Below are 23,907 nucleotides of genomic sequence, written 5' to 3'. Positions count from 1 at the left end.
AAAATCACCGCACCGTCACCACGCGCCGTACCGCCCCCGTCACCACCCCCACCCCCGAAGCCACCGCCTCCGAAAGCGACTTCCCCGCCACCACCCACGCGTGCAACGCCGACGCGTACACCACCGGATCACACAGATCGGCCCGGCCGTCGGGGCAAGCGGTCGCGGACAGCCGCACCACCCCACCGTCACGCAGCCGCACCGTGCACCGGTCCACCCCCGTCACGTACACCGCGAGCGCGCACCCCGGGTGCCGGGAGAGGATCTCCGCCGTCCAGGCGGAGGGCGGGCCGACCCGGGGGTCGTCGGCGGAGCCGTAGCGGACGATGATGTCGGCGAGGCGCAGCCGGGACGTGTCCCGGGTGTCCTCGTGGACGACGGTGTGGGCGTCCCAGCCGAAGTCCTCGTCGCCCTCCGGTTCGTACGTGCCCTCCGGGTGGCGGGTGACGGCGATCTCCGGCGGGGCGGCGCCGAGGAGGCGGGTGAGGACCCTTACGGGGGAGGTGCGTTCGGCCGGTTCGAAGGCGGGCAGCGGGAGCCGGTCGAGGAGGGCGGGCCGGCCGGCCGGCTCGGGGATGCCGATGAGGTCGTGGAAGACGCGGCGCAGCAGCCGTGCCGACGCGCCCGGATCCGAGCTGACCTGGTCGGCGAACGCGCGGTAGCGGCCGGGCTCGTGGTGGTCGACGACGTGGTCGAGCTGGGCGCGCAGTCCCTCGTGCGGGCGCAGCCTGGGCGCGGTCCGACCCAGGGCGGCGACGGGCGAGTCCGGGTCCAGGGCCGCGTCCGGGAAGGCGCCCAGCAGCACGGGCGTGCCGATCGCGGCGGCGTAGTAGGTGACGGACCCGTGGTCGCCCAGCACGCAGTCGGCGGCGATCAGCGCCTGTCGCCAGCCCTCCAGCGGCGGTACGAGCACCAGTCCCGCAGCCCGTGCCCGGTCCAGCCAGGCGCGGACCTGGCCGGGGCCGTGCCCGTGCCAGATGTTGGGGTGGAGGACGGCGGCCACGCGGTATTCGTCGGCGGGCAGTTCGGCCGTCAGGCGGGGGAGCAGGGAGGGCAGCAGGTCCTCGTCGCCGTCCCCGAAGAGCGACCCGGGCGACCAGGTGGAGTTGACCACGATCAGCCGCTGCCCGGCCGCCACCCCGAGGGCGCGGCGGAACCGGTCCCGGTGGGGGAGGGCGTCGAGGATGCGGTCGTAGCAGGGATCTCCGCCGAGCACGGCGGTGGGCACGGCCTCCGGACAGGCGGCACCGAGCCGGTCGAGCTGCTCGGGATGGGAGAGAACGGTGGCGTCGGCTATGGGCCGGCCGTCATGGAGCAGCCAGTCGGGATCCATCCCGAAGACGGGTGCACCGGGGTCCGGGGCGGAGCCCCGGGAGACGGTGGGTATGACGGCAGCGGCGGACGCGCCCCGCGATCCGTGTCCGGTGTCCGGTGTCCGGTGTCCGGTGTCCGGTGTCGCCAATCTCTTATTGTAGCCAACGCCGTGCGAAAGTACCGCCAACTTCCCCTGAAGAAGCGGGAGTTCGCCACCGTAGCTGGCCGAGATCGCCAGATCCACCGGCGTCGCCTTCGCCTGCTCCCACGGCAGTACGGGCAGGCCCGCCGACGCCAGCAGTTCCGGCACGCCGGCGAGGAACGGTGACGAGCCCGTGCAGGTCGCCAGCAGTTGCAGGCGCGTGTCGCCGGCGAAGAGCGGCAGCACGTCGAGCAGGCGGGTCGCCGAGGTGACGTTGTGCACCACGAAGAGCACCGTCCGGGTCCGCCCGCGCGTCTTCCACCGCTCCGCGTCCTCGCCGACCGGCACCCTCAGCCAAGTCTCACCCGTCACCCGCACCACACGCGCACCCCCAAAGAAGCGAACATAACAGTGCGGGGCGGGCGATGGGTCAGCGCTTGCCGGCCTTGCGGGTGGCGCGCAGCCACTCCTTGTTCATCGCGGCGATGGACGGTAGCGGGATGCCCTTGGGGCAGGCGGTGGCGCACTCGCCGGTGAGGGTGCAGCCGCCGAAGCCCTCGGCGTCCATGGTGGCGACCATGTCGAGCACGCGGGACTCCCGCTCCGGCGCGCCCTGCGGCAGCACGTTGAGGTGATTGATCTTCGCGGAGGTGAAGAGCATCGCGGAGCCGTTGGGGCAGGCCGCCACGCACGCGCCGCAGCCGATGCACTCAGCGTGCTCGAAGGCGAAATCGGCGTCCGGCTTGGGCACGGGCGTCGCGTGCGCCTCGGGCGCGGAGCCGGTGGGGGCGCTGATGTAGCCGCCCGCCCCGATGATGCGGTCGAACGCCGACCGGTCCACGACCAGGTCCCTGACCACCGGGAAGGCCGTGGCGCGCCACGGCTCGATGTCGATGGTGTCCCCGTCGGAGAAGGACCGCATGTGCAGCTGGCAGGTGGTGGTGCGCTCGGGGCCGTGCGCGTCGCCGTTGATGACCAGGCTGCACGCGCCGCAGATGCCCTCGCGGCAGTCGTGGTCGAAGGCGACGGGATCCTCGCCCTGGAGGATGAGCTTCTCGTTGAGGGTGTCGAGCATCTCCAGGAAGGACATGTCCTTCGAGATGCCGTCGACCTCGTAGGTGGCCATGGCGCCGGGGGCGTCGGCGTTCTTCTGGCGCCAGACGCGCAGGGTGAGCCTCATGCGTAGCTCCGCTGAGTGGGGTGGACGTACTCGAAGACGAGGTCTTCCTTGTGCAGGACGGGGGCGTCGCCGGTGCCCCTGAATTCCCAGGCGGCGGCGTACGAGAACTCCTCGTCCTTGCGGGCCGCCTCACCGCCCTCGGTCTGGGACTCCTCGCGGAAGTGGCCGCCGCAGGACTCGGACCGGTGCAGCGCGTCGAGGCACATCAGCTCGGCGAGCTCCAGATAGTCGACGACGCGGTTGGCCTTCTCCAGCGACTGGTTGAACTCCTCGCCGGTGCCCGGGACCTTGATCCGGCGCCAGAACTCCTCGCGGATCTGCGGGATTCGGTCAAGGGCCTTGCGCAGGCCCTCCTCCGTGCGGGCCATCCCGCAGTATTCCCACATCACCTCGCCGATCTCCTTGTGGAAGGAGTCGGGCGTGCGGTCGCCGTCGACGGCCAGCAGCCGCTCCAGGCGCTCCTTCGTCTCGGTGACCGCGGCGACGGCCGCCGGGTGGGCGGCGTCGACCTCGTCGTGGTGCGGGTGGCGGGCGAGGTAGTCGTTGATGGTCGACGGCAGGACGAAGTAGCCGTCGGCCAGGCCCTGCATCAGCGCGGAGGCGCCGAGCCGGTTGGCACCGTGGTCGGAGAAGTTGGCCTCGCCGATCGCGAACAGGCCCGGGACCGTGGTCTGGAGGTCGTAGTCGACCCACAGCCCGCCCATCGTGTAGTGGATCGCGGGGTAGATGCGCATCGGCACCTCGTACGGGTTCTCCGCGGTGATGCGCTCGTACATGTCGAAGAGGTTGCCGTACTTCGCCTCCACCGCCTCGCGGCCCATCCGCTGGATGGCGTCGGCGAAGTCGAGGTAGACGCCCTGGCCGCCGGGGCCGACGCCGCGGCCCTCGTCGCAGACGTTCTTCGCGGCGCGGGAGGCGATGTCACGCGGCACGAGGTTGCCGAAGGAGGGGTAGATCCGCTCCAGGTAGTAGTCGCGCTCGTCCTCGGGGATCTGCCCCGGCGGCCGGTCGTCGCCCTTCGCCTTGGGCACCCAGATGCGGCCGTCGTTGCGCAGCGACTCGCTCATCAGCGTCAGCTTCGACTGGTGGTCGCCGGAGCGCGGGATGCAGGTGGGGTGGATCTGGGTGAAGCAGGGGTTGGCGAAGTACGCGCCGCGCCGGTGGGCCCGCCAGGCGGCGGTGGCGTTGGAGTTCTTCGCGTTGGTGGAGAGGTGGAAGACGTTGCCGTAGCCGCCGGTGGCCAGCACCACCGCGTCGGCGAAGTAGGTGTCGATGCGGCCGCTGATCAGGTCGCGGGCGACGATGCCGCGGGCCCGGCCGTCGACGACGATCAGGTCGAGCATCTCGGTGCGCGGGTGGAGCTCGATGTTGCCCGCGGCGACCTGGCGGCTGAGCGCCTGGTAGGCGCCGAGCAGCAGCTGCTGGCCCGTCTGCCCGCGGGCGTAGAAGGTGCGGGAGACCTGCACGCCACCGAAGGAGCGGGTGTCGAGGAGCCCGCCGTACTCCCGGGCGAAGGGCACGCCCTGCGCCACGCACTGGTCGATGATCTCGACCGAGACCTGGGCGAGGCGGTGGACGTTGGACTCGCGGGCCCGGAAGTCGCCGCCCTTGACCGTGTCGTAGAAGAGACGGTGGATGGAGTCGCCGTCGTTGCGGTAGTTCTTGGCGGCGTTGATGCCGCCCTGCGCGGCGATCGAGTGGGCGCGGCGCGGCGAGTCCTGGTAGCAGAACTGCACGACGTGATAGCCCTGTTCGGCCAGCGTCGCACCGGCCGCGCCGCCCGCGAGCCCGGTGCCCACGACGATCACGGTCTGCTTGCGGCGGTTGGCGGGGTTGACCAGCTTCGCCTCGAAGCGGCGGCGGTCCCAGCGCTCGGCTATGGGGCCCTCCGGCGCCTTGGCGTCGACGAGCGGCTCGCCGGTCGTGTAGTCGGTGTAGGTCATGTCAGCTCACCACTCCGGTCATGACGCCCACGGGGACGGAGATGAAGGCCGCGGTCAGCAGCAGCGCCAGCACATTGGCCACGGCCTTGAGGATCCGGTCGCGCGTCGCGTTGCCCACGCCCAGCGTCTGGGCGGCACTCCAGAAGCCGTGCCGGACGTGCAGGCCCAGGGCGAGCATCGCGACGATGTAGATGACGTTGCCGTACCAGGTGGAGAAGGTGTCCACCACGTTCTGGTACGGGTGCCCCTCCTGGAAGCCGCCGGGGTGCACGGTGCCCGTCGTCAGGTCGAGGATGTGCCAGACGATGAACAGGGCGAGGATGATCCCGCCCCACCGCATGGTCCGCGTGGCATAGCTCGCGCGGGGGCGCTTGTGCACATAGGCCGTGGTGCGCGCCTTGATGTCGCGGCGGCTCAGCTGGTACGCGGAGACCCCGTGCAGGATCACGGACGCCGACAGCACCACGCGGGCGATCCACAGCCCCCACTCGCGGTGCAGGATCGGGGCGCCCATCACGCGCAGCCAGTGGCCGTAGTCGTTGAAGTCGCCGGCCCCGAAGAAGATCTTGGCGTTGCCCAACGCGTGGACGGCCAGGTACGCGATCATGATCAATCCGGTCGCGGCCATCACGGTCTTCTTGCCGACGGTCGATCCCCAGAAGGTGCGCGTGATGGACGGCCGTCGGTCCGTCCGCGTTGCCAATGCCATGAACACGACCCTAGGTCGCCCCCACCTGAGAGAGCCAAGACATAGTCCGACTCATCTCGATAGGCATCAGCTATCGAAGCCCCAAGGATGACGCGGGCCAGGCGGGGTACGAAACACTCCGCTGACCTCCTCCGTATCCGTATCCGTATCCGGACCCTGGGCGTGAAACGTGCTGAAATTCCTCGACGCGAAGACCATCGACGGCCTGCTGTCCGTACCCGAGCTGGCGGCGGGCATCGGCGCGGCCTTCACCTCGGGCGCCGGCGCGGCCCCCGGATTCGCGCGGACGTCCGTGCCCGTCGGGGACGGTGAGCTCCTCCTCATGCCCGCGGCCCACGCGTCGACGCTCTCGGTCAAGCTGCTCACCCTCTACGACGCTGCGCCGGAACTGCCCGCGGTCCAGGGGCTGGTGACCCTCTTCGACGCCGTCACCGGCCGCCCGCTCGCCGTCCTGGACGCCACCGCGGTGACCCGCCTGCGCACGGCCGCGGTCAGCGCCCTCGCCACCGACCTGCTCGCGCCGCGGGACGCGCGGGTGCTGACCGTCATCGGCGCCGGGGTGCAGGGCAGAGGCCACCTCGAAGGACTCGCCGGGCTACGGCCCTGGACCTCCGTCCGGCTGCACAGCCGCGACCCGCGCAAGGCCCGCCGCCTCGCCGAGTGGGCACGCGGGGAAGGCATCGACGCCGAGGTCCACGAGGACGTCACCACCGCCGTCCGCGACGCGGACGTGATCTGCACCGTCACCTCCGCGCCCCGCCCCCTCTTCGAGGACTCCGCACTCCGGCGCGAGGGCCTGCACGTCAACGCCGTCGGCGCGTACGGCGCACAGCGCCGCGAACTGCCCACCGAACTCGTCACCCGGGCCGGCCTCTTCGTGGAATCCACAGAGGCGGTGCTGCGGGAGGCGGGCGACATCCTGATCCCCGTGGTCGAGGGCGCGCTTCCGGCCAGGCCGGCGATGACGGAGCTGGCCGACCTCCTGTCCGGCCGGCATCCGGGGCGTACGTCCGAGGCGGAGGTGACGGTGTTCGAGTCGGTGGGGGTGCCGGTGGAGGATGCGGTGGCTTGTGACTTGCTTTATCAGTGTGCGGTGGCCCGGGGGGCGGGGGCGGATGTGGGGTTCGGGTGAGGGTCGCCGGCGCCGGCGACCCGCACCCAACCCCCGCCCCGAACTACGCCCGGCAATCCGGGATCCCCCCATGGAACTCGATCATCTCCCCGAACAGCGCCGTCATATCGACAGAACTCCCCGGCACAGCCCCCCGCTCCTCCGCGATCGCCCGATGCAAATTAGGCACGAGCCGCTCGGAATCCAGCCACGCACCGAACCGCCCCAGATCCGCCTTCCGAGCGATGTCGACAGGGGAGAGCCCCGCCGCCATCCCCTCGCGGGCGAGCTCACGGACGTACAGGAGGTAGTGCTCGGCGTCGTCCAGGAGACCAGGACCCGACACCGGCCCGTGGCCCGGCACGATGACGCGGGGGGCGAGGTCGCGCAGGGAGGCGAGTGCGGCGAGGGAGCCGCTGACCGAGCCCATGGGGACGAAGGGCGTGGCGCCGTTCATCACGAGGTCGCCCGCGAAGAGCACTCGCTGTTCCGGCAGCCAGACGACGGTGTCGTTGCTGGTGTGGGCGGGGCCCAGGTGCAGGAGTTCGGCGCGGACGTCCCCGACGTGCAGCGTCAGCCGGTCGGTGAAGGTGAGGGCGGGCGGGACGAGTTCGATGTCGCCCCAGCAGACGTCGGGCCAGAGCCCGGTGAGGTGCAGCCCGGCGGAGAGCATCTCCGTACGGGCCCGCTCGTGGCCGATGACGAGGGCCTCGGGGAAGACGAAGTTGCCGAAGGCGTGGTCCCCGTGGAAGTGGGTGTTCACCAGCGTCCGCGGGGCGGCCGGGGCGACCGTCAGGACGGCGGCCCGCAGCGCGCGGGCGCGGGCCTCCGTCGCGGCGGTGTCCACGAGCGCGGACTGCCCGTCGCCCGCGACGATCAGCCCGGCGTTGTTCAGGCACCAGCCGCCGTCGGGCTGGACGTAGCCGAACACCCCGTCGGCGACCTCCTCCAGCCGCCCTTCCGTCCCCTGTCCGACACCACTCATACGGGCCTCCTCCAGCACGTCGTCGATCCGGCCCATCGTCGGACGGGCGGATGGAGCCGTGCTGGAGCCCGCCTTCCGCAGGGCCGCGGCGGGTGGTGCCGGGTATCCGCAGGAAACTTGTAAAAAGCTTGCCTGCCATGGGCGTTGAGGGTAACGCGCATGGTCTATGGGAATTCACGCCCGGACCGGTGCCGGTCCCACTGGCCGCCCGGTCGCGGCCGGTGCGATGCTCCAGCACAACCCCACCGCTCCGGACCGGAGTCGCGATCGTGCACATTTTGGAGGCGGGCGACCCCCGCGCGGCCGCCCGGCTGCTGCGGGAGGCGCTCGAACTCTGGCGCGGCCCCGCCCTCGCCGACACCCCGCACGGCCCGACCCTCCAGCTGGAGGCCATCGGCATGGAGGAGGACCGCATGCAGGTCCTGGAGCAGCGCATCAGGGCCGACCTGGCCCTCGGCCGCTACTCCGGTCTCATCGCCGAACTGCGCGTCCTCACCGCCCGCCACGCCCTCAACGAGAACCTCAGCGCCCACCTGATGACCGCGCTCTACCACTCGGGCAGCCCCTGGCGCGCCCTGGAGGAGTTCCGCAGGCTCCGCGACACCCTCGCCCGCGAGCTGGGCGTCGAACCGACGCCCCGGCTCCAGCGGCTGCATCAGGCGGTACTCAGCGGCGACATGGCGCTCGCGGAGCGGCCGGAGGGCGCCGTGGCCCGCCCGCTGTCCGCGGGCTGAGCCACCGCCACACTCAGCAGATACGGCTCCGGGAGGGCGGACCGCACCAGGCGGGTGGCGAACGACCACCGCCGGTACGGGTCCGGCTCTCCCTCGCCGTCGTGCAGGAGCACGGGCCCGCGCGCCCCCGGCGCGAAACCGAAGCTGCTGGGGGCGCGCCGCAGCCCCACCCCCAGGGCCTTGGTGTACGCCTCCTTCAGTGTCCACAGCCGCAGCAGCTCCGCCCCTCGCTCGTCGTCCCTGAGCCCCGCCAGCCGCCCCGCCTCCGCGGCGGTGCAGACGTGCGCGGGGGACAGCGACGTGCCCCGGCCGGCCCGCTCGGTGTCCACCCCGACCGGCCCGTGCCCGCTCACGGCCGCGGCCAGCACCGGCCCGCTGTGGCTGAGGCTGACCCGCAGCCCCGGCAGCCCGCGGACGTACGGGCGGCCGAGCGTCGTACGCGCCGGGCGCACCCCGCGCCAGCCCGTGCCCGTCACCGCGCCCACCAGGCTGCGCAGCAGGAACCGCGAGGCGAGGAACCGGGCCCGCACCCCCTCGCCGCGCAGCCCCGCCCAGCGGCAGGGCTCGTCCGCCGCCAGCCGCTCGGCGTCGGCACCGGACGGCGGCGCCCAGTCGGGGACCACGCCGTACGCGAGCACCGTGCCCTCGCGCGCCCAGTCGTCCCTCACCTCGTCCCAGGGCCCGGACGGGGTGAGGTGCCGCACGGGCAGCAGTACGGCCGGCGAAGGAACGGACACGACAACCCCCTCGGTCAGGAGCCGCCACTGTGCCGCACCGGGCTCGAACGCCGGTCGAGCCGCGTCCGGTCCACGCCCCCTCCAGTGCAGCTCAAGGCACCTTCGCGAGGCTCGCGGCAGATCGGCCGCACTCTCGGAGCACTCTCGACACGGAGGTCACATGTCCACCACTCCCGCCCCCGTCGCCCTGGTCACAGGAGCGACCAGCGGCATCGGCCTGGAGATCACCAGGCGGCTGGCCGGGCTCGGCGCCCGCACCTTCATCTGCGCCCGCGACGAGGCCCGGCTGGAGGCCGTGCTCAAGGAGCTCCGGGCGGAGGGCCTGGACGTCGACGGCACCGTCTGCGACGTGGCCGACGCCGAGCAGATCCGCTCCTGCGTACGCTCCGCCGTCGAGCGCTACGGCCCCATCGGCATCCTGGTCAACAACGCCGGCCGCAGCGGCGGCGGTGCCACCGCCGAGATCCCCGACGAGCTGTGGCTCGACGTCATCAACACCAACCTCACCAGCGTCTTCCTGATGACCAAGGAGGTGCTGACCGCCGGCCGGATGCAGGAGCAGGGCCGCGGCCGGATCATCAACATCGCCTCCACCGGCGGCAAGCAGGGCGTGGTGCACGCCGTCCCCTACTCCGCCTCCAAGCACGGCGTCGTCGGCCTGACCAAGGCCCTCGGCCTGGAACTCGCCCGCACGGGCATCACGGTCAACGCCGTCTGCCCCGGCTTCGTCGAGACCCCCATGGCGGAGAAGGTCCGCGAGCACTACGCGGGCATCTGGGGCGTGAGCGAGGAGGAGACCTTCGACCGCATCACGAACCGCGTCCCGATGGGCCGCTACGTGGAGACGCGGGAGGTGGCGGCGATGGTGGAATACCTCGTGAGCGATGACGCTGCCGCTGTGACGGCTCAGGCGCTCAATGTCTGTGGCGGGTTGGGCAATTACTGACCTGCGGCTACGAGGGAAGGGTGCCCGGGCCAATCCGAGCACCCTTTGCCCTGCGGGCGGCGCTTGTTCCCCGGCTCCGCGCCTTCCCGGCTGCGTCTGGATGTGCGGCTCCGCGTGGGGGCTCCGCCCTGGCCCCTTGACTGCGGGCGGGTGGGCGCCTGCGGCGGGCTTGTTCCCCTACCCCGCCCCTTCCCGGCTGCATGTAATTTGCGGCTCCGCCGCGTGGGGGGCGCTGCCCCAGACCCCGAGCTGCACGCCCGTTGCCTCCCCCAGCTACCTCCCCCAGACTCCGTCCGGGGGTGCCCCCAGAGGTGCCCCCAGCGGGCTGAAAGACAAAAGCATGGCGCGCCCGGCGAAAAGAAAAGACTGGCGCGCCCGGGCTGACTGAGCGCCCCGGACGGGCTGAAAGAAATGGCGCACCCCACGACCCGATGTTGCCCTCCGGGGGGAGGGGGTGGGGTCGGAGGGTGGGGTTCTGGAACGCGGTGCGTCGTCACGGTACGCAATTTGCGTAAGGGTGCCCGCACCGCGTTCCAGGTTCCCAGCCCGGAGGCCCCACCCCCCGGCACCCACCACCACCCAAGCCCGGCCGGCGATTGAGGCCGCTCGCCGCAGGCGCAACGCACCCGCACCCAGAACCGCCCCCGCACCCAGCGGAAAGCGCACCCACCACCACCCAAGCCCGGCCGGCGTTTGAGGCCGCTCGCCGCAGGCGCAACGGACCCGCACCCAGAACCGCCCCCGCACCCAGCGGAAAGCGCACCCACCACAACCCAGCCCGGCCGGCGTTTGAGGCCACGCCCGAAGGGCGCTGGGGCCCGGGGGGGGGCTCCCCGGTTTCGGGAAGGGGCGGGGTAGGGGAAAAATCAACCGCCCAGAGCCCGGAGCACAGCCACCTGCCGCGCATCCCGCTCCGTCACCAGCCGCTCATAAGACCCGCCCCCGAACGCCGACTCCGCCTGCGAAACCAGCAACTCGACAGCGGAAGCGTCCAGTTCAGGCGACCCCAGGTGGTGCCGCCACTCCGCCGCCATCCGCGGCCCGGCAGTCGACAGCATCCGCCGCAGCCCGCCCCGCCCGCCGCCGAGGTGGAAGGCGCGGAAGGGGCCGACGGCGGCCCAGCGCGGGCCGAGGGACGCGGTGACCACCGCGTCCACCTCGTCGACCGTGAGGACGCCTTCGAGCACGAGGTGCACGGCCTCCCGGAACAGCGCCGACTGGAGGCGGTTGGCGACCGTCCCGGTCACCGGGCCGCGTACGGCGACGGGTGTCTTGCCCAGGGAGCTGTAGAAGCCGGCGGCGCGGGTGACCGCGTCGGGGTCGGTCCGGGTGCCGGGGATGATCTCCACGAGCGGGATCAGGTGCGCGGGGTTGAAGGGGTGCCCGATCATCAGCCGCCCCGGGTCGGCCATCAACGCGCCGATGTCGTCGGTGCGCAGCGACGACGTCGAGGACAGCAGCAGCGCGTGGCCGGGCGCGGTGTGCTCGACGTCGGCGAAGAACCGCTGCTTCGTCTCCAGGTCCTCGCGCAGGTTCTCCTGCACCACGTCCGCCCCGGCCACCGCCTTCGCCACGTCGGGCTCGACGGTGACGCGTGCCAGCAGCTCCGCGGGGTCGGCGGGCCCGCCGGGCAGGGTGGGGGCGAAGAGCCCGACCCCCGCGCGTACGGCCGCTTCCGAGTCCGGGCGGTGGGAGTTGACGCGTACGTCGAGACCGTGCGCGAGGAACAGTGTCGTCCAGGCGAGGCCGATCGTCCCGGCGCCGACGACCGCGGCGGTGCGTACGGGCCCGGCGGCCGTCCCGCTCATCGGGTGGACGCGGCGAAGTGCGGTGCCACGTGCTCGGCGAAGAGTTCCAGCGAGCGCCTCGACTGCTCCACCGGCAGCAGGCCGGAGTGGATGGTGAGGCTCACGGTGATGTCCGCGCCGTACCAGGACTCGATCTCCTTGAGCTGCGTCAGCACCTCGTCGGGGGAGCCGGCCAGCAGCTTGTTGTCGGCGAGCTTCGCCTCGAAGTCGTAGTTCCGCGTGGCGTCGAGGATCTTCTCGTAGCCGGGGTACGCGCTGCTGGACACCTGGCCCCACGCCTGGACGGCCTCGCCGAGGCGCTCGTTGTAGCGCTCCTCGTCGAAGCGGGCGATGCGGCGCGCCTCGTCGCCGTCCTCGGCGAGGTAGCAGGGGTAGCTCAACTGGACGTGGCCCTCGCCCTCGTGGCCGACCCCGGCGCGTGCCGCGCGGTAGGCGGCGATGAGCTCCTGGGTGCGCTCCCGGTTGGAGGTCGCGGGCACCAGCAGCAGGTGGTAGCCGTTGCGCCCGGCCTCCTCGCAGGAGTCCTGGCTCATCGCGGTGGCGATGTAGACGGGCGGGTGCGGCTTCTGCACCGTACGCGGCTGGAGCGTCACGGGGCCGAACGTGTGGAAGCGGCCCTCCCAGACGACGTCCTCCTCGGACCACAGCCTGCGGCACGCCTCGACGCCCTCGGCGAAGATCGCCCGGCTGTCGTCGATGGAGACGCCGAAGGCGGCGAACTCGTCGGGCAGGAAGGCCCGGCCGAAGCCCACGTCGAGCCTGCCGTGCGAGAGGTTGTCCAGCATGGCCAGCTTGCCCGCGAGCTTGACCGGGTGGGTGAAGGCCGGGATGACGGCGCCGGTGATGATGCGGACGTTACGGGTCCGGGCGGCGGCCGCGGCCAGGAAGGTCACGGGGTCGGGGCTGTAGCCGCCGTAGCTGAAGAAGTAGTGCTCCACCGTCTTCACGTGCCGGTAGCCCAGCTCGTCGGCGCGCTCGATCAGGCCGAGCGCCTCGTCGTAGTAGGTCTGGGCGTCCTTGTCCTCGGGTCCCACGGTGGGGAAGAACGTCACACCGAATTCCACTTCGCACCTCGCTGCATGCCGGTTTCACCTGAGCACAGCGACAGTCACAAAGTCGGCTCGCGGGCCGCTCAACCCAAGATCGAGTCCCAGTGGATCTCCCTTGCCCCCAAGGTCACTTGCTGCGAATGCTGTTGCGGAACAGCGGAGACATGATGGATAGTTGGTGGGAGCCAACCAACTTGTGAGGGGGAGGCAGTGCGGGAAGAACACCGTGCGCGGGCGTCGGACGACGCCCCCGCGGCGAGCACCGAGCAGGAGACGGGACGGGTGGCGGGCGCCCTCGCGGTCGTGGGGAACTGGATGTTCTCCACCGCGATCCGGCGCCGCATCATGGCCGACTCCGGCCTCGGACTCCCGCTCGGGGACTACACCCTGCTCGCCCAGATCTCCCACGGGGGGCCCGTGCGGCTCTCGGTGCTGGCCGAGGCCATGGAGGTCGACAAGTCCACCCTCACGCCGCCCGCCAAGCGGCTGGAGGAGCAGGGCCTGATCGAGCGGTCGCCCGATCCCACGGACGGCCGCGCCCAGTTGGTGAAGGTCACCCGGGCCGGGCGGCTGGCCATCACCAAGCTCTGGAAGGCCCGCGCCCGAGCGGTCGCCGAGCTGATGACCGACTGGGACGCGCCCGACGTCGCGTATCTGGCGGACAGCCTCGAAGCGCTCGCCGACGAGATCAAGAAACGGGGGTACTGAGCCCGGTGAAAAGCCCGTTAAGCGAAACGGGAGAGGGCGCGCGGGACGGATTATCCCCCGCCCCTCCCACGGCCGCCGGACGGCGGCCGGCCGCACCCTGGGTGATCGTCACCCTGGCGTGCCTGGGCCAGTTCATGGTCCTGCTGGACGTCTCGATCGTGAACGTCGCCCTCCCCGCCATCCAGGAGGGCCTCGGCTTCACCCCCGCCGACCTGCAATGGGTCGTCAACGCCTACACCCTCACCTTCGCCGGCTTCCTGCTGCTCGGCGGGCGCGCCGGTGATCTCTTCGGCCGCAAGCGCGTCTACATCGCGGGCATCGCCCTCTTCACCCTCGCCAGCCTGGCAGGCGGACTCGCCACCGGCCCGGGCATGCTGGTCGCGGCGCGGGCGGTGCAGGGCGTCGGTGCGGCCGCGCTGTCACCGGCCACGCTGGCCCTGCTCACCACGACCTTCCCCGAAGGGCCGCGCCGCACCGCCGCGCTCGGCCTGTGGAGCGCGGTCGCGGGCGGCGCTGGGGCCGTCGGCTCGATCAGCGGCGGCCTCCTCACCGGCTATCTGTCCTGGCGCTGGGTGCTGCTGGTCAACATCCCCGTCGGCGCCGGCCTGATCATCGCCTCCGCCCGCGCGCTCCAGGAGCGCCGCGGCGACGGGCCGCGCCGCCTGGACCTGGCGGGCGCGTTCACCGTGACGCTGTCCCTGATGGCCCTGGTCTACGGCATCGTGAGCACGGCGAACTACGGCTGGGGGGACGCGCGCGTCCTCGTACCGCTGATCGCGGGCATCGCCCTGCTCGGGCTGTTCGTGGCCATCGAGACGCGCTTCGCCGCGGTGCCGCTGATCCGGCTGGGCGTGCTGCGCTCCCGGTCGGTGACCGGCGGCAACCTCGTCGGCCTGCTGATGAACGCCGCCTTCCTCTCGATGTGGTTCTTCGTCTCGCTCTATCTCCAGGACGTGCTCCACTTCAGCCCCGTGCGGGCCGGGCTCGCCTTCGTCCCGCACACGCTCATGGTCGTGGCCGGCGCCCGGCTGAGTTCCCGCCTGGTGCACCGGCTCGGCCACCGACCGCTGATCCTCGCCGGAGCGCTCAGCGCCTTCGCCGGCTTCCTGTGGCAGGCGCAGATGACACCGCACAGCGACTTCTGGCTGATGGTGGTCCTGCCGGGCGTCCTGATGTCCCTGGGCGTCGGGCTGGTCTTCACCCCCGTCGCCGCCGCGGCCACCTCGGGCATCGCCCCGGCCGACGCCGGAGTGGTCTCCGGGCTGCTCAACACCTCGCGGCAGATGGGCGGCGCGCTCGGCCTCGCCGTGCTGACCACCCTCTCCACCGCGCGCATCCACACGGAGACCACAGGAGCGGGCCCCACGGCCGACGCCCTGGTCTCCGGCTACAGCCTGGCCTTCGTGGTGGCGGCGGCCTTCGTCGCGATCGGCGCGATATCCGCGCTGGTGCTGCCACGGCACCGGAATTGAACGAATCCCAAGGAGCGTCACATGGTCAACGGAAGTGAGCGACCCACCGCCCCGGCACCGCTGAAGTTCCGCGAGCCGAACCCCCTCGCCGAGGGCAACTACCCCGGCTTCGCCCCCCGTTCGGTCACCGAGAACGGCCTGCGCATCGACTACGACGTCGCGGTCCCCGTGCGCGACGGCGCAGAGCTCTACGCGAACGTCTACCGCCCCGAGAACGCCACCGGCGACCTCCCCGTGATCATCGCGTGGGGCCCGTACGGCAAGCACGGCGGGCGCAGCACCGCGCCGAGCCGCAGCGCCGCCAGCGGGGTGCGGCACGAGCAGCTGTCGCAGTACACCGCGATCGAGGCGCCGGACCCGCAGTTCTGGTGCCCGAACGGCTTCGCCGTCATGTACGTCGACCCGCGCGGCACCTGGGGGACCAAGGGCGACTACACCCTCGCCTCCGACCAGGAGGCCCGGGACTTCCACGACGCGATCGAGTGGGCGGGCACCCGCGACTGGTCCAACGGCAAGGTGGGCCTGTCCGGCGTCTCCTACCTCAGCATCGCCCAGTGGCGGGTCGCGGCCACCCGGCCCCCGCACCTCGCCGCGATCAACCCCTGGGAAGGGCTGACCGACTTCTACCGCGACGTCGCCTATCACGGCGGCATCCCGGAGACCGGCTTCATGGAGACCTTCGCCCGGCGCAGCCTCGGCTACTCCTCGACGCGCGTGGAGGACCTGGAGACCCTGCACAAGGAGCACCCCTTCTTCGACGCCTACTGGCAGGCCAAGGTCGCCGACCTGGCGGCGGTCGAGGTCCCGGCGTACGTGGTGGCCAGCTGGTCCAACCAGGGCCTGCACGGGCGCGGCACGCTGGAGGGCTTCAAGGCGATCTCCTCGCCGCGGAAGTGGCTGGAGGCGCACGGCCGCAAGACCTGGCAGTACTACTACGAGCCGGAGAGCCTGGAGAACCAGCGGCTGTTCTTCGAGTGGGCGCTCAAGGGCGTCGACAACGGCTGGACGGACCGCCCCAAGGTCCTCACCGAGGTCCGCGAGCGCCACTCCGTGGGCGAGTTCGCAGCCGAGACGGAGTGGCCCATCGCCCGTACCGTCCACACCCCCCTCTACCTCGACACCGCGGCGGCCGCCCTCACCGAGAAGCCCTCGGAGACCCCGAGAGCCCTGCGCTACCCCGCGACGGGCGAGGGCAACGGCGTCCGCTTCCGCCACGAGTTCACCGAGCGGACCCGGCTGACCGGCCACGCCAAGCTGCGGCTGTGGATCGAGGCGGACGGCTCCGACGACGCCGACCTCTTCGTCGTCCTGCGCAAGCTCGACCGCTCGGGCGAGCCCGTGCCGTTCCCCTTCTTCGCGCTCTACGACGACGGGCCGGCCGCCCTCGGCTGGCAGCGGGCCAGCCACCGCGCCCTCGACGAGGAGCGGTCGACCCCCTGGCAGCCCTGGCACCCCCACGACCGCGAGGAGCCGCTGGAGCCCGGCGTGCCCGTGCCCGTGGAGATCGAGATCTGGCCGTCCTCCACCCTCTTCGAGGCCGGCGAGCAGCTCGAACTGATCGTCCAGGGCAGCGACTACATGACCGGCGTCCTGCCCGGCCACCGCACCACGCGGAACAAGGGCGACCACATCGTCCACAGCGGCGGCGACTTCGACTCGCACCTGCTGATCCCGGTGATCCCGGCCGCCTGACCCACCCGTACGGCCATCCCCCGACAAGCCCAGCACCCAACAGGAGTTGCACACTCATGCGCGCGGTACTTCTGCACCAGTTCGGCCCCCCGGAGAACCTCCAGATCGGTGACGTGGACCCGGTGGCCCCCCGGCCGGGAGAGGTCACCGTGGACGCCGAGGCCATCGGGGTCCAGTTCCTGGAGACACAGGTCCGCTCGGGGAAGATGGGCGGCGTCCTCGGCGGCGCGCCCTTCCCCGTCGTCCTCGGCAAGGAACTCGCGGGCACCGTCGGTGCGGTGGGCTCCGCCGAGCACGCCCACCTGATCGGCAAGCGCGTCCTCGCGAGCACGGTCAGCACCGGCGGCTACGCCGAGCAGGCCGTCGTCCCCGCGGACTCCGTCATCGAGATCCCCGCCGGGCTGGACACCGAGGAGGCCCTCGCCCTCTACCGCTACGGCTGCACGGCCGCCGCGCTGATCCGCGCGGCCCGCCTCGGAGAGGGCGACCGCGTCCTCGTCCAGGCGGCCGCCGGCGCGGTCGGCACGCTGCTGGTCCAGCTGCTCAAGGCCGCGGGCGTCGGGACCGTGATCGGCACGGCGCGCGGCGAGCGCAAGCTGGCCCTGGCCCGGGAGCTGGGCGCCGACCTCGCCGTCGACTACTCCGCGGCGGGCTGGGAGGACCAGGTCCGCGCCGGACTCGGCGGCGGCACCGTGGACGTGGTCTTCGACCACATCGGCGGTCCTGTCTCGAAGGCGGCCTTCGGGCTGCTCACGGGCGGCTCGGGCCGCTTCGTCACCTTCGGCTTCTCCAGCGGCTCGCCCGTGGAGATCGGCCCGATGGACCTCCTCGGCCGCGGCCTGACCCTCACCGGCTTCACCGCTGGGCAGGTCTGGAGCCGCCCCGACCACGCCCGCGAGCTGGTCACCGAGGTGCTCGGCCTGGCGGTCGCCGGACGCGTCAAGGCCGTCATCGGCCAGCGCTTCCCGCTGGCGGAGGCGGCGGCCGCACACGCCGCCGTCGAGGCGCGGACCACCGTCGGGAAGACGTTGCTCATCCCCTGAGCTCAGCCCCTGATTTCGTCCCCTGAGCTCACCCCCGGAGCTCAGGGGACGGGAGCGACGCCTCCCTTTTGTCACGACGACCTTCGTATATCCAATCGACTAGGAGAGAACCGGACATGGCAACAGACGCGAAGATCCTGGTGGCCGGCGCGACCGGACTGCTCGGCGGCCAGATCGCCGCGAGCCTGCTGGACCGCAGCGCGGGCGTGAAGGCCCTGGTGCGCCCCGGCATCAGCGCCGAGAAGAAGGCCGCCCTGAGCGCGCTGGAGGCCCGTGGCCTCACTCTCGTCGAGGGTGACATCACCGACGGCGTGGACAAGCTGGCCGGCGCGCTGGCGGGCGTGGAGACCGTGGTCTCCGCCGTCCAGGGCGGCCCCGAGGTGATCGTCGACGGCCAGGAGAACCTCCTGCGCGCCGCCGAGAAGGCCGGGGTCTCCCGCATCGTGCCCTCGGACTTCGCCATCGACATCTTCAAGCTCGACTACACCGACAACTTCATGATCGACATGCGCAAGAAGGCCGCCGAGCGCCTCGCGGGCTCCCCGGTCTCCGTGCTCTCCGTGCTCAACGGCGCCTTCATGGAGGTCATGATCACCTTCATGCAGATCGTGGACTTCGAGAAGAACACGTTCTCCCACTGGGGCGACCCCGACCAGCCGATGGACCTGACCTCCGTCAAGGACACGGCCGCCTTCACCGCCGCCGCCGTGCTCGACCCGGCCCTGGCCGGCGGGGCCGTACGGTTCGCCGGTGAGGTCGTCTCGATGCGCCAGTTCCACGCCGCCGTCGAGCGCGCCACGGGCCGGACGCTGGAGTTCGTCACGCTCGGCACGGGCGCCGAGCTGCGGGCCGAGATCGAGCGCCAGGCGAAGGAGACGCAGAACCCCTTCGACTACGTCGCGCTGCAGTACCAGTGGGGCATGGTGACCGGCAAGGCCAAGTTCGACGCCCTGGACAACGACCGCTACCCCGAGATCATCCCCACCTCGGTCGAGGAGTTCGTCCGGCGGAACGCGCCGGGCGCCTGACCGCGGGTGTTCCTTGAGTGAGTGATGTCGCGGCGGGTCCGGCAGTGCGCCGGGCCCGCCGTTCCCATGCCCGCGCGCACGCAACGCGGCCTGCTCCACCGCGACTTGAATCAGCCTCCAGGGGATGTGTGGAGACTCCATCTCGCCGGGAACCAGCAGCGGTTCCCGCCAAGTATTTCTCCCCGAAAGGCAGTTACTCATGAGAACCTCCCGCACCCGGCGTCTCGCCGTCCGCACCGGCCTCCTCGCCGCCTCCGCCGTCACCGCTGTCGCCGGCCTCGGCGCCACCGCCGCGGTCGCCGCCGACACCGGCACCACCGCGGCCGCCCGGCACCTGGCGGCCCCCGACACCGCGAGCCACAACTCCCTGCTGGGCGTGTGGAAGGTGAAGGGCATCGCCAACGGCAACCCCGTCGAGCCGACCTACACCTTCAAGGCCGACGGCACCTTCGTGATGATCCCGGAGGACAACGCCTATGTCGGCAGCGGCACCTGGAAGCAGCAGCGCGACGGCTCCTTCACCTTCCACCTGGAGCACTACATCTACGTCGACGGCAAGCCGGTCTCCCAGATCAAAGCCGAGCAGGCGGGCAAGGTCACCGGCGACACCTTCACCTCGTCCGGCGTCTCCGGCCGCTACGACCTCTCCGGCAACCTCCTGGAGACCTTCTCGGTGACCATCTCGGGCACGCGCGTCACCAAGTGACGCCGAGGGCAGCCGCCCCCGCCGGCGACCGGGTCACCCCGAGCCGGCGGGCGCCGCTCCCGTACCGCACGGCTTCGAGACCACCCGCCCCATCCGCACCACACCGAGGAGGCACAGGACGTGCAAGCGGTCGACGAGAGGCTGCACTCCCGCGTCACACAGTTCTACGCGCGCCAGATGCAGGCACTGGACGCCGGACGCTTCGAGGAGTACGCCGGGACGTTCACCGAGGACGGCGTCTTCCAGCACACGCCGGGCACCGAGCCCGCGCGCACCCGCGAGGGCATCCTCGCCGAGCTGCGCGAGTTCAACAAGAAGTACGTGGCCGACCCGGTGCAGCGCCGCCACTACTTCGGCCAGCTGCTGCTGGAGCCGCAGGACGACGGCACGCTCCGCTCCACCGTCTACGCCCTGATCGTCCGGACGCGGTCCGGCGAGCGGCCGGAGGTCTGGCCCAGCTGCGTCGTCCACGACGTGATCACGGCCGACGACGAGACCGTCCTCCTCAAGTCCCGCCACGTGTCCTACGACTGATGGCCACTGATGGCCCACACCTAGGAGTTCTCCACCATGCACAGCACCGCAGGAACCACCCCGTGACCCGGCGCGTGGTGATCACCGGCATCGGGGTCCGCGCACCGGGCGGGTCCGGGACGAAGGAGTTCTGGAGCCTCCTCAGCGAGGGCCGTACGGCCACCCGGGAGATCAGCTTCTTCGACGCCTCGCCGTTCCGCTCCCGCGTCGCGGGCGAGGTCGACTTCGACCCGCGCGCCGAGGGCCTCACCCCGCGGCAGATCCGCCGCATGGACCGGGCCACGCAGTTCGCCGTGGCCTGCACCCGGGAGGCGCTGGCCGACAGCGGCCTGGAGACAGGTGCCCTCGACCCGCACCGGATCGGCGTCACCCTGGGCAGCGCCGTCGCCTCCGCCACCAGCCTCGAGAACGAGTATCTGGTGATGTCCGACTCCGGCCGGGACTGGCTCGTCGACCCCGCTCACCTCTCGCCGTACATGTTCGACTACCTCTCGCCCGGCGTCATGCCCGCCGAGGTGGCCTGGGAGGCCGGCGCCGAGGGCCCGGTCGCGATGGTCTCCGACGGCTGCACCTCCGGCCTCGACGCGGTCGGCCACGCCGTCGCGCTGATCCGCGAGGGCTCCGCCGACGTGGTCCTCGCCGGCGCCACCGACACCCCGATCTCGCCGATCGTCGTGGCCTGCTTCGACGCGATCAAGGCGACGACCTCGCGCAACGACGACCCCGCGCACGCTTCCCGCCCCTTCGACGGCAGCCGCAACGGCTTCGTGCTCGCCGAGGGCTCCGCCATGTTCGTCCTGGAGGAGTACGAAGCCGCCAAGGCCCGGGGCGCCCACATCTACGCCGAGGTGGGCGGCTACGCGACGCGCTGCAACGCGTACCACATGACCGGCCTGAAGAAGGACGGCCGCGAGATGGCCGAGGCCATCCGCGCCGCCCTCGGCGAGGCCCGCCTGGACGGCAGCGCCGTCGACTACGTCAACGCGCACGGTTCCGGCACCAAGCAGAACGACCGGCACGAGACGGCCGCCTTCAAGCGCAGCCTCGGGCAGCACGCCTACGACGTGCCGGTCAGCTCCATCAAGTCCATGGTGGGCCACTCGCTCGGTGCCATCGGCTCCGTCGAGATCGCGGCGTCGCTGCTGGCCATCGAGCACGGCGTGATCCCGCCCACCGCGAACCTGCACACTCCCGACCCCGAATGCGACCTGGACTACGTGCCGTTGACCGCGCGCGAGCAGCGCGTGGACACCGTGCTGACGGTGGGCAGCGGCTTCGGCGGATTCCAGAGCGCGATGGTCCTGCACCGCCCGGAGGTAGCGGCATGAGTGCCCGCGTCCGTACCGTCGTCACCGGCATCGGTGTCGCCGCTCCCAACGGCCTGGGCCGCGAGGAGTTCTGGAAGGCCCTGCTCGCGGGCGAGAACGGCATCGGCGCGATCACCCGCTTCGACGCCGCCCGCTACCCCTCCCGCCTCGCCGGGCAGATCCGGGACTTCGAGCCCAAGGAACACCTGCCGTCCCGGCTGCTGCCGCAGACCGACGTCTCCACCCGCTACGCCCTGGCCGCAGCCGACTGGGCCCTCGCCGACGCGGGCCTCGGCCCCGGCTCGCCGCTCGCCGACTACGACGTGGGCGTCGTGACCTCCACCGCGCAGGGCGGCTTCGACTTCACCCACCGCGAGTTCCACAAGCTCTGGAGCAAGGGCCCGGAATTCGTCAGCGTCTACGAGTCGTTCGCGTGGTTCTACGCCGTGAACACCGGCCAGATCTCCATCCGCAACGGCCTGCGCGGCCCCAGCGCCGCCCTCGTCACCGAGCAGGCGGGCGGCCTCGACGCGATCGGCCACGCCCGGCGGACCGTACGGGCCGGCACCCGGGCCGTGCTCACCGGAGGCGTCGACTCCGCGCTCGACCCCTGGGGCTTCGCCTCCCAGCTCGCGGGCGGCCTGGTCAGCACCTCGGCCGACCCGGAGCGGGCCTATCTCCCCTTCGACGCCCGGGCGGGCGGCCATGTGCCCGGCGAGGGCGGCGCGATCCTCGTCACCGAGGACGCCGCCTCCGCCCGGGAGCGCGGCGCCGCGCGCGTCTACGGCGAGATCGCCGGCTACGCGGCCACCTTCGACCCGGCTCCCGGCAGCGACCGCCCCTCCGGCCTGCGCCGCGCCGCCGAACTCGCCCTGTCCGACGCGGGCCTGGAAGCCGCCGACATCGACGTCGTCCTCGCCGACGGCGCCGGACGGCCGGACGCCGACCGGGTGGAGGCGGAGGCGCTCCGCGCGGTCTTCGGCCCGCGCGGCGTCCCCGTCACCGCGCCCAAGTCCCTCACGGGCCGGCTCGCCGCGGGCGGCGGTGCCGCCGACGTGGCCACCGCCCTGCTCGCCCTGCGCGACCAGGTCGTCCCGCACACCGCGCACACCGGCTCCGTACCCGAGGAGTACGGCCTCGACCTCGTCGTCGGCCGCCCTCGGGAGGCGGAACTGCGGTCCGCGCTCGTCCTCGCGCGCGGCCGGCACGGATTCAACTCGGCTGTCGTGGTGACCGCGGCAGACAATCACAACCAGGGGGAACTCCCATGGCACAGCTGACCCTTGACGATCTCCGGCGCGTCCTCATCGCCTGCGCGGGCGAGAACGACGACGTCGACCTGAGCGGCGACATCCTCGACGTGCCCTTCGAGGAGCTCGGCTACGACTCGCTCGCCCTGATGGAGAGCGCCGCCGCCATCGAGCGCGAGGCGGGCATCTCCGTCTCCGACGACGCCGTCTCCGACGCCGGGACGCCGCGCGCCCTGCTCGACCTGATCAACGGTGCGGTGCGGACGGCCTGAGACGCGCCCGGGCGCCGGACGGCTGTCCGGCGCCCGGAGCGGCAGGGCTTCAGGTGAACGTCGTGACGTTGGTGTGGTCCACCGCCGTCCGCAGGGACTTCGCGAGGCGGACGGCGTCGTCCACGCCCCACACGTGGGCGAAGAACAGCCGGGGTTCGTCCCGCAGGCCGTGGTTGTGCAGCTCGACGATCTCGATCCCGCCGCGGCTCAGGGTCCGCAGCACCTTCTGGACCTCTTCGGCCACCATCACGAAGTCACCGTTGACGGCGGCCCGGCCGCCGCCCAGGGACTGGAAGTTGAAGGCGGAGATCGCGCCGAGCCCCGGCGGCAGCACGCGCCCGCCATCGGTGATCGTCTCGCGCCGGGCGAAGACGCACTTGTAGACCCCGTCGTAGTGGGACCCCTTGGCGCGCATCGCGGCGTCGATGCCCTCGGTGTCCAGTCCGGTCGCCTTCGGCGGCTTGTGCTGCCGGGGCGGCGGGGTCCCGGTGCGGTCCATCGCCGCGCGGATGCCACGGGCCAGCTCCACGGGGTCGTCCCCGTGGCCGTGCACATGGGTCCACCACATGTCGGGGCTCTGCGCGAGCAGGTGCTTGTGGATCGCGGTCTGCTCCAGGCCGTGGCGTTGCAGGGCCCGGGTCACGTGCTGGAGCTCCGCCTCGGCCACGGCGAAGTCGCCCATCACCATCGTGCTGCCGTCGGCGTATCTGACGAAGGCCACGTGCGAGCCGAGTGCGAGGCCCGAGGAGATGGTGACGCCCCGGGAGACCACGTGCAGATCGTGGCGCGGGTAGTCGGTGTGATAGACCGTGCCGCGCGCCATGTTGCCGGTACGGCCCAGTACGTCCGCGATGTCCTGCCAGTCCGCCGCGGTCGTGGGCATGGGCCGCACGGGCGTGACGAGACCGGCCCGCGCCCCGTCCGCGGGTCCGGCGGCGACCGCGGACGCCGTGCCCGCCAGAGCCGGTACGGACGCGAGCGCGCCCGCGGCCAGCAGCGACCGCCTGGACACGGTCCGCCGGGCCTGGACACGCGACTGCGCGTCCGCACTGACCAGTTGTGGGTCTCCACTGACCATATGAGCACCTCCGTGATCAGATCGAACCACGAGTGCGCGGAGCCGTCGTGACCGCCGGTGCGGACGGGTGACGGGGCCGCCGACGGGGTCACTCGCGGACCGACAGCGCGTTCCGCACCTCCATCACCTGTTCGGGCTAATTGGGGTACTTCGGTACAT

General features: G+C 72.0%; 22 protein-coding genes. 13 read left to right on the top strand and 9 right to left on the bottom strand.

The genetic code is table 11. The features are described 5' to 3' along the window. Nucleotides 1–4 precede the first annotated feature (4 nt). Genes ACFY1P_RS14655 through ACFY1P_RS14640 form a run of 4 tightly spaced genes read right to left on the bottom strand, consistent with a single transcriptional unit; the run spans nucleotide 5 to nucleotide 5,288 of the window. Nucleotides 5–1,828 (bottom strand): hypothetical protein, encoded by a 1,824-nt coding sequence (locus ACFY1P_RS14655; protein WP_390750788.1) that lies wholly within the window; start codon nucleotides 1,826–1,828, stop codon nucleotides 5–7. A gap of 58 nt (nucleotides 1,829–1,886) precedes the next feature. Continuing rightward, a complete protein-coding gene (locus ACFY1P_RS14650) occupies nucleotides 1,887–2,636 on the bottom strand; it encodes a succinate dehydrogenase/fumarate reductase iron-sulfur subunit (protein ID WP_361527016.1) in 750 nt (249 codons plus the stop codon). Beyond that, the gene (locus tag ACFY1P_RS14645; protein WP_390750787.1) at nucleotides 2,633–4,579 is read right to left on the bottom strand and encodes a fumarate reductase/succinate dehydrogenase flavoprotein subunit; all 1,947 of its coding nucleotides are present in this window, start codon (nucleotides 4,577–4,579) and stop codon (nucleotides 2,633–2,635) included. Before ACFY1P_RS14645 ends, ACFY1P_RS14650 begins: the two co-directional genes overlap by 4 nt. A 1-nt stretch (nucleotide 4,580) precedes the next feature. After that, complete coding sequence (locus ACFY1P_RS14640) at nucleotides 4,581–5,288, bottom strand: succinate dehydrogenase (RefSeq protein ID WP_361527012.1); 708 nt, start codon at nucleotides 5,286–5,288, stop codon at nucleotides 4,581–4,583. 169 nt (nucleotides 5,289–5,457) lie between these two features. On the opposite strand from ACFY1P_RS14640, the gene ACFY1P_RS14635 reads away from it, so the two are divergent. Further along, nucleotides 5,458–6,420, top strand: a complete 963-nt coding sequence (locus tag ACFY1P_RS14635) for an ornithine cyclodeaminase family protein (protein ID WP_390750786.1) — start codon at nucleotides 5,458–5,460, stop codon at nucleotides 6,418–6,420. Between the two features lie 43 nt (nucleotides 6,421–6,463). On the opposite strand, the gene ACFY1P_RS14630 is transcribed toward ACFY1P_RS14635, so the two are convergent. Continuing rightward, the gene (locus tag ACFY1P_RS14630; protein ID WP_390750785.1) at nucleotides 6,464–7,384 is read right to left on the bottom strand and encodes an MBL fold metallo-hydrolase; all 921 of its coding nucleotides are present in this window, start codon (nucleotides 7,382–7,384) and stop codon (nucleotides 6,464–6,466) included. A 269-nt stretch (nucleotides 7,385–7,653) separates the two neighbouring features. Here ACFY1P_RS14630 and ACFY1P_RS14625 point away from each other — a divergent pair, with 269 nt between their 5' ends. Further along, the gene (locus ACFY1P_RS14625; protein ID WP_390750784.1) at nucleotides 7,654–8,118 is read left to right on the top strand and encodes an AfsR/SARP family transcriptional regulator; all 465 of its coding nucleotides are present in this window, start codon (nucleotides 7,654–7,656) and stop codon (nucleotides 8,116–8,118) included. Here the strand turns inward: ACFY1P_RS14625 and ACFY1P_RS14620 are convergent. Further along, the gene (locus ACFY1P_RS14620) at nucleotides 8,040–8,855 is read right to left on the bottom strand and encodes a 4'-phosphopantetheinyl transferase superfamily protein (protein WP_361527004.1); all 816 of its coding nucleotides are present in this window, start codon (nucleotides 8,853–8,855) and stop codon (nucleotides 8,040–8,042) included. The two genes, ACFY1P_RS14625 and ACFY1P_RS14620, sit on opposite strands and share 79 nt — an antisense overlap. A 160-nt stretch (nucleotides 8,856–9,015) precedes the next feature. Between ACFY1P_RS14620 and fabG the strand changes: the two genes are divergently transcribed. Further along, nucleotides 9,016–9,801 (top strand): 3-oxoacyl-ACP reductase FabG, encoded by a 786-nt coding sequence (gene fabG, locus ACFY1P_RS14615; RefSeq protein WP_361527002.1) that lies wholly within the window; start codon nucleotides 9,016–9,018, stop codon nucleotides 9,799–9,801. Between the two features lie 866 nt (nucleotides 9,802–10,667). On the opposite strand, the gene ACFY1P_RS14610 is transcribed toward fabG, so the two are convergent. Both ACFY1P_RS14610 and ACFY1P_RS14605 read right to left on the bottom strand, forming a co-directional pair. Beyond that, nucleotides 10,668–11,609: a 3-hydroxyacyl-CoA dehydrogenase NAD-binding domain-containing protein gene (locus ACFY1P_RS14610; protein ID WP_390750783.1), complete on the bottom strand. Its 942-nt coding sequence runs from the start codon at nucleotides 11,607–11,609 to the stop codon at nucleotides 10,668–10,670. Continuing rightward, nucleotides 11,606–12,661, bottom strand: coding sequence for an LLM class flavin-dependent oxidoreductase (locus tag ACFY1P_RS14605; RefSeq protein ID WP_390750782.1), 1,056 nt, complete (start codon nucleotides 12,659–12,661; stop codon nucleotides 11,606–11,608). The genes ACFY1P_RS14610 and ACFY1P_RS14605 overlap by 4 nt, the downstream gene beginning before the upstream one ends. 207 nt (nucleotides 12,662–12,868) lie before the next feature. Between ACFY1P_RS14605 and ACFY1P_RS14600 the strand changes: the two genes are divergently transcribed. From ACFY1P_RS14600 to ACFY1P_RS14555, 10 genes are all read left to right on the top strand, one after another. Further along, nucleotides 12,869–13,366 (top strand): MarR family winged helix-turn-helix transcriptional regulator, encoded by a 498-nt coding sequence (locus ACFY1P_RS14600; RefSeq protein WP_390750781.1) that lies wholly within the window; start codon nucleotides 12,869–12,871, stop codon nucleotides 13,364–13,366. Nucleotides 13,367–13,467: 101 nt separating this feature from the next. Next, nucleotides 13,468–14,838 carry an MFS transporter gene (locus ACFY1P_RS14595; RefSeq protein WP_390750780.1) on the top strand — a complete coding sequence of 457 codons (1,371 nt, stop codon included), beginning with the start codon at nucleotides 13,468–13,470 and terminating at the stop codon, nucleotides 14,836–14,838. A 21-nt stretch (nucleotides 14,839–14,859) separates the two neighbouring features. Continuing rightward, nucleotides 14,860–16,530, top strand: coding sequence for a CocE/NonD family hydrolase (locus ACFY1P_RS14590; protein WP_390750779.1), 1,671 nt, complete (start codon nucleotides 14,860–14,862; stop codon nucleotides 16,528–16,530). 56 nt (nucleotides 16,531–16,586) lie between these two features. Further along, nucleotides 16,587–17,573, top strand: a complete 987-nt coding sequence (locus ACFY1P_RS14585) for a zinc-binding dehydrogenase (protein WP_390750778.1) — start codon at nucleotides 16,587–16,589, stop codon at nucleotides 17,571–17,573. Between the two features lie 116 nt (nucleotides 17,574–17,689). Continuing rightward, on the top strand, nucleotides 17,690–18,601 hold the full coding sequence (locus tag ACFY1P_RS14580; RefSeq protein WP_390750777.1) for an NmrA family NAD(P)-binding protein: 912 nt from the start codon (nucleotides 17,690–17,692) through the stop codon (nucleotides 18,599–18,601). Nucleotides 18,602–18,800: 199 nt separating this feature from the next. After that, entirely contained in the window at nucleotides 18,801–19,307 is a 507-nt protein-coding gene (locus ACFY1P_RS14575) for a hypothetical protein (protein WP_361527000.1), read from the top strand. A 120-nt stretch (nucleotides 19,308–19,427) separates the two neighbouring features. Beyond that, nucleotides 19,428–19,841: a nuclear transport factor 2 family protein gene (locus tag ACFY1P_RS14570; protein ID WP_361526998.1), complete on the top strand. Its 414-nt coding sequence runs from the start codon at nucleotides 19,428–19,430 to the stop codon at nucleotides 19,839–19,841. A 62-nt stretch (nucleotides 19,842–19,903) separates the two neighbouring features. Then, nucleotides 19,904–21,169, top strand: a complete 1,266-nt coding sequence (locus ACFY1P_RS14565; RefSeq protein WP_390750776.1) for a beta-ketoacyl-[acyl-carrier-protein] synthase family protein — start codon at nucleotides 19,904–19,906, stop codon at nucleotides 21,167–21,169. Continuing rightward, nucleotides 21,166–22,428, top strand: coding sequence for a ketosynthase chain-length factor (locus tag ACFY1P_RS14560; RefSeq protein WP_390750775.1), 1,263 nt, complete (start codon nucleotides 21,166–21,168; stop codon nucleotides 22,426–22,428). The genes ACFY1P_RS14565 and ACFY1P_RS14560 overlap by 4 nt, the downstream gene beginning before the upstream one ends. Continuing rightward, on the top strand, nucleotides 22,416–22,670 hold the full coding sequence (locus ACFY1P_RS14555; protein ID WP_361526992.1) for an acyl carrier protein: 255 nt from the start codon (nucleotides 22,416–22,418) through the stop codon (nucleotides 22,668–22,670). The genes ACFY1P_RS14560 and ACFY1P_RS14555 overlap by 13 nt, the downstream gene beginning before the upstream one ends. Before the next feature lie 49 nt (nucleotides 22,671–22,719). On the opposite strand, the gene ACFY1P_RS14550 is transcribed toward ACFY1P_RS14555, so the two are convergent. Further along, nucleotides 22,720–23,748, bottom strand: coding sequence for a DUF1259 domain-containing protein (locus tag ACFY1P_RS14550; RefSeq protein ID WP_390750774.1), 1,029 nt, complete (start codon nucleotides 23,746–23,748; stop codon nucleotides 22,720–22,722). Nucleotides 23,749–23,907 lie beyond the last annotated feature (159 nt).

Source organism: Streptomyces sp. NPDC001407 (assembly GCF_042895325.1).
In the GTDB taxonomy this organism is placed as follows: Bacteria; Actinomycetota; Actinomycetes; order Streptomycetales; family Streptomycetaceae; genus Streptomyces.
Note: the sequence above shows the minus strand (reverse complement) of the source record. Positions and strands in the feature narration are given on the sequence as shown.

Excerpts from the sequence above, each read along its gene's own strand:
- ACFY1P_RS14650 (WP_361527016.1), bottom strand. The coding sequence starts at position 2,636 with ATGAGGCTCACCCTGCGCGTCTGGCGCCAGAAGAACGCCGACGCCCCC.
- ACFY1P_RS14645 (WP_390750787.1), bottom strand. The coding sequence starts at position 4,579 with ATGACCTACACCGACTACACGACCGGCGAGCCGCTCGTCGACGCCAAG.
- ACFY1P_RS14640 (WP_361527012.1), bottom strand. The coding sequence starts at position 5,288 with ATGGCATTGGCAACGCGGACGGACCGACGGCCGTCCATCACGCGCACC.
- ACFY1P_RS14630 (WP_390750785.1), bottom strand. The coding sequence starts at position 7,384 with ATGAGTGGTGTCGGACAGGGGACGGAAGGGCGGCTGGAGGAGGTCGCC.
- fabG (WP_361527002.1), top strand. The coding sequence starts at position 9,016 with ATGTCCACCACTCCCGCCCCCGTCGCCCTGGTCACAGGAGCGACCAGC.
- ACFY1P_RS14610 (WP_390750783.1), bottom strand. The coding sequence starts at position 11,609 with ATGAGCGGGACGGCCGCCGGGCCCGTACGCACCGCCGCGGTCGTCGGC.
- ACFY1P_RS14590 (WP_390750779.1), top strand. The coding sequence starts at position 14,860 with ATGGTCAACGGAAGTGAGCGACCCACCGCCCCGGCACCGCTGAAGTTC.
- ACFY1P_RS14585 (WP_390750778.1), top strand. The coding sequence starts at position 16,587 with ATGCGCGCGGTACTTCTGCACCAGTTCGGCCCCCCGGAGAACCTCCAG.
- ACFY1P_RS14580 (WP_390750777.1), top strand. The coding sequence starts at position 17,690 with ATGGCAACAGACGCGAAGATCCTGGTGGCCGGCGCGACCGGACTGCTC.
- ACFY1P_RS14575 (WP_361527000.1), top strand. The coding sequence starts at position 18,801 with ATGAGAACCTCCCGCACCCGGCGTCTCGCCGTCCGCACCGGCCTCCTC.
- ACFY1P_RS14560 (WP_390750775.1), top strand. The coding sequence starts at position 21,166 with ATGAGTGCCCGCGTCCGTACCGTCGTCACCGGCATCGGTGTCGCCGCT.
- ACFY1P_RS14555 (WP_361526992.1), top strand. The coding sequence starts at position 22,416 with ATGGCACAGCTGACCCTTGACGATCTCCGGCGCGTCCTCATCGCCTGC.
- ACFY1P_RS14550 (WP_390750774.1), bottom strand. The coding sequence starts at position 23,748 with ATGGTCAGTGGAGACCCACAACTGGTCAGTGCGGACGCGCAGTCGCGT.